Origin of the sequence: Agrococcus pavilionensis RW1, from assembly GCF_000400485.1 — a bacterium.
In the GTDB taxonomy this organism is placed as follows: Bacteria; Actinomycetota; Actinomycetes; order Actinomycetales; family Microbacteriaceae; genus Agrococcus; species Agrococcus pavilionensis.
The window spans coordinates 1-3,734 of the sequence record NZ_ASHR01000002.1; the positions used below are offsets into that span (position 1 = coordinate 1).

A 3,734-nucleotide genomic window follows, 5' to 3' on the forward strand; every position below is an offset into this window, starting at 1 on the left:
CCGCGCTCAAAGAAGCTGAGGCACGTCGACCCCTTGACAACCAGACATAGAAGGGTCGAGACGACTACCGCTTCGGCGCGACGTTCTCCACAGCCCACTGCACGAGCGGCTGCAGGTCGTCGACGGTGTCGAAGAGCGCGTCGAGCAGTTCGGGCCCGCCCGCTTGCTCGGGCGTCAGGTGTCGCCGGGCCGTGAGGAAGCGGTAGCGCAGCAGCTCGATGCGCGGATGCGCGGGGTCGACGCCGCGCGGCGCTGTCTTCACGCGCTCGCCGCCGAGCTCGTAGCCGGCCGCCTCGAGCTCCCGCACGATGCCCTCGAGCTCAGTGCCCGCCGCGACCGCCTCGACGGCCGCGCGGTACGCCTTCGTGAACGACGCATCCCCGAAGAACCCACCGCCCATCGAGACGCCCGTCGCGTCGAGGTTGAGGAACCAGCCGATGCCGGGCGCACGCTGCGCGAAGAGCCCCTGCCGCGTCTTGTACGGCGTCTTGTCGTGGGCGAAGCGCACGTCGCGGTAGGGCCGGTAGACCTTGACGGCGCTCGCGACGGGCTCGAGCTCCTCGGCGAGCGCCTCGAAGGGGGCGCGCACGTGCTCGTCGTAGCGGTGCTTGTGCTCGAGCCACCAGGGCCGCTCGTTGTGCGCCTCGAGGTCTGCGTAGAAGGCGAACGATTCGGGTGAGAATCCGTCGAAGGGCATCGATCCAGTCTAGGAGCGCGGCCTGTGGCGAGGCCGGGCGTCAGACCGCGATGCCGCGCGGCCGCCGCTGGCAGCGCGGACAGCGCGTCGACGAGCGGTTCGCCCACGGCTCGCGCACCATGGTCGCGCCGCAGCGGTGGCACGGCTGCCCGCCGCGGCCGTAGGCGTGCAGCGAGTGCTCGAAGTAGCCGGCCTGCCCGTTGACGTTGACGTACTGCGCGTCGAACGACGTGCCTCCCTCGGCGAGCGCCTGCTCGAGCACGTCGCGCACGTCGGCGAGCAGGGCGAGCGCTCGCGCCTGGGTGAGCCGCTCCCCCGGCGTCGCGTAGTGCAGGCGCGACCGCCACAGCGCCTCGTCGGCGTAGATGTTACCGATGCCCGAGACGAGCGTCTGGTCGAGCAGCGCGGCCTTCACGCCCTGCCGGCGGCGGCGCAAGCGGCGGGCGACGACGGACGCGTCGAAGTCGGCGTCGATCGGATCGAGCGAGATGTGCGCGGCCTGGTCGGGCACAGCGCGGCCCCCGTCGGCCGCGACGAGCGGCCGCACCGCGAGCCCGCCGAAGATGCGTTGGTCGGCGAAGCGGATCTCGATCGGGCCGTGCACCGGCTGGTCGAGCAGCAGCCGGATGCGCGTGTGGCGGTCGGGGGCTGCGCCCGGCTCGCGCACGAGCACCTGCCCCGACATCCCCAGGTGCGCGAGCAGCGCATCCGCCCCGTCCCGGATCGGCACCCACAGGAACTTGCCGCGCCGCTCGGGTGCGCCGAGCGTGCGCCCGACGAGCGCAGCCTCGAACGCGGCGGCGTCGCCGTCGTGGCGGGCGATCGAGCGCGCGTCGAGCACCTCGACGCCCTCGACGCGCGCGCCGGTCACGGCCGGCGCGAGCCCCGCGCGCACGACCTCGACCTCGGGCAGCTCCGGCATGTCAGCGCACCGGCAGTCAGCGCACGGCCGGCGCGCTCAGCAGCCGGTGCGCCTCGAGCGCGGCCGCCATCTCGGCGACCTTCTTGCTCGTGCCCGTGCCCGTCGCGACCGCAGCGTCGTCGATGAGCACGGTCGCGGTGAAGGTCCGCGCGTGGTCGGGGCCCTCGGCCTCGATCGCGTAGGCGGGCGCTCCCCTGCCCTGCGCGGCCGCGAGCTCCTGCAGCGCTGTCTTCGGGTCGAGCGCGGCGCCCGCGCGGAGCGGGTCGTCGAGGAGCGGGCCGACGAGCCGCAGGACGAGGGCGGCGGATGCGGTGTGCCCGGCCGAGAGGAACGCGGCACCGAAGACCGCCTCGAGCGTGTCGGAGAGGATCGAGGGCTTGTCCGCGCCGCCGGACGCCGCCTCGCCCTTGCCGAGCAGGATGTGCTCGCCGAGCCCGATGCCGCGCGCGACCTCGGCGAGCGCGTTCATCGAGACGACGCCCGCGCGGCGCTTGGCGAGCTCGCCCTCCGGCAGCTCGGGGAAGCGCCGGTAGAGTTCGATCGTGATCGCCTGGCCGAGGATCGAGTCGCCGAGGAACTCGAGGCGCTCGTTGTGCGGCACGCCGCCGTGCTCGTAGGCCCACGAGCGGTGGGTGAGCGCCAACGACAGCAGCTCGGGGTCGATGTCGACCCCGAGCTGCTCGAGCAGTCGGCGCTGCGCCGTTCCGTGCTGGTCCGTCATGCGACGAAGGGTCCCAGCAGGATCAGACGTCGGCGACCTTGCGGCCCTTGTACTCCATGTACAGCGCGGTGCCGGCCGAGTCCTCGACGACCTTCGCGCGGTGCGGGAGGCTGTAGACGGTCTTGCCGCCCTCGACGGTCTTCACGAGCTTGGGCGCGACGGCCTTCCACTGCGAACGGCGGGCGCGGGTGTTCGACCGCGACATCTTCCTCTTGGGAACAGCCATTGCTCACTCCTTCTTCGGCGCCTGCGCGCCCTCTTCCGACTCGTCGTCGGACACGTCTGATGAGAAACCCTGGAGCGCTGCCCACCGTGGATCGATGGTCTCCGTCGGCTCGTGGACCGTGCCAGGCTCGAGCCGCTCCCCTGTCTCAGGATCGAGTCCTGCACAGTCCGGCCTGTCGACCGGTTGGAACGGCAGCGCCAGCACGACCGCGTCCCGAACCACCGGAAGCATGTCGACAGACTCGTCGACCACGAGGTAGTCGGTTTCCGACGCACCATCATACGCGAACAGCTCGACGAAGTCGACATCGAGGTCGAGGTCGAACTCGGTGAGGCAGCGCGAGCACGTCGCGAGCGCCGTGACGCTCGCCTGCCCGGTCGCGAGGATGCCCTCGTGCACGCTCTCGAGGCGCACGTCGAGCTCGATGGGCTGGTCGGGCAGCACCGCGGCGAGACCCTCGCCGACCTTGTCGCCGAACGGCGCGGTCTCCTCGACCTCGCGCATGCGGCCCGGCTTGTGCACGATGTCGCGCACGGACAGCGTGAACGGATGCGTGGTGGCCATGCGTCCAGTCTACGGCCGCGCCCTCGACGACCCCTCCACCGCCCACCGAGCCGCGCGCTGCGCCGCGCACGCTGCGCCCCTCCGTCCGTCGAGCGACTCCGCTCCTGACCGGGAAGAACTCGTTCTCCACAGCCCCGCTTCGGACCCGCTCGCGTGATGCTCCTATTGCTGTCAAGCGGCGGTGAGCCATTGGCGGTAGCGCTCGGCCAAGGCGTCGTCGCGGCGTTCGCCTCGTTCGATCCGGGAGATGGCTGATGGCCAGCTCTGGAGTGCTTGCGCGGCGGTGGCGAGGGTGAGGCCTCGGGCGTGACGGAGGGGTCTTAGGTCGTCGATGGTGGGCACGGGCTGAGGCTGGACGATGTGCATGAAGATCTCGTCGGCGATGTAGCGCTTGAGGCAGCGGATGATCTCCGGCATGGTCTTGCCCTGCTCAGTGCGATTCGCGACGTAGTCCCGGGTGCGTTGCTCCGAGCTCATGCGTACGAGCGCGATCCGGTAGAGCGCGTTGTTCGCCTGCCGATCGCCGCCGCGGTTGAGGCGGTGGCGGGTGGTCCTGCCGGACGAGGCTGGGATCGGTGAGACGCCGCAGAGTGCCGCGAACGCG

Annotated in this window: 6 protein-coding genes; all 6 read right to left on the bottom strand. The window is 71.5% G+C overall.

All coding sequences use genetic code 11. The features are described from left to right. Positions 1-64: 64 nt before the first annotated feature. Positions 65-697 (bottom strand): DUF2461 domain-containing protein, encoded by a 633-nt coding sequence (locus L332_RS16370; protein ID WP_021009299.1) that lies wholly within the window; start codon positions 695-697, stop codon positions 65-67. Between the two features lie 40 nt (positions 698-737). Continuing rightward, positions 738-1,619 carry a bifunctional DNA-formamidopyrimidine glycosylase/DNA-(apurinic or apyrimidinic site) lyase gene (gene mutM, locus L332_RS16375; RefSeq protein WP_021009300.1) on the bottom strand — a complete coding sequence of 294 codons (882 nt, stop codon included), beginning with the start codon at positions 1,617-1,619 and terminating at the stop codon, positions 738-740. Positions 1,620-1,635: 16 nt separating this feature from the next. Beyond that, positions 1,636-2,340, bottom strand: coding sequence for a ribonuclease III (rnc, locus tag L332_RS16380; protein WP_021009301.1), 705 nt, complete (start codon positions 2,338-2,340; stop codon positions 1,636-1,638). 22 nt (positions 2,341-2,362) lie between these two features. Beyond that, on the bottom strand, positions 2,363-2,566 hold the full coding sequence (gene rpmF / locus L332_RS16385; RefSeq protein WP_021009302.1) for a 50S ribosomal protein L32: 204 nt from the start codon (positions 2,564-2,566) through the stop codon (positions 2,363-2,365). 3 nt (positions 2,567-2,569) lie between these two features. Then, entirely contained in the window at positions 2,570-3,130 is a 561-nt protein-coding gene (locus L332_RS16390) for a YceD family protein (protein ID WP_021009303.1), read from the bottom strand. Between the two features lie 171 nt (positions 3,131-3,301). Next, on the bottom strand, positions 3,302-3,734 hold a 433-nt coding region (locus L332_RS29160; RefSeq protein ID WP_031223149.1), incomplete at its 5' end, for a transposase.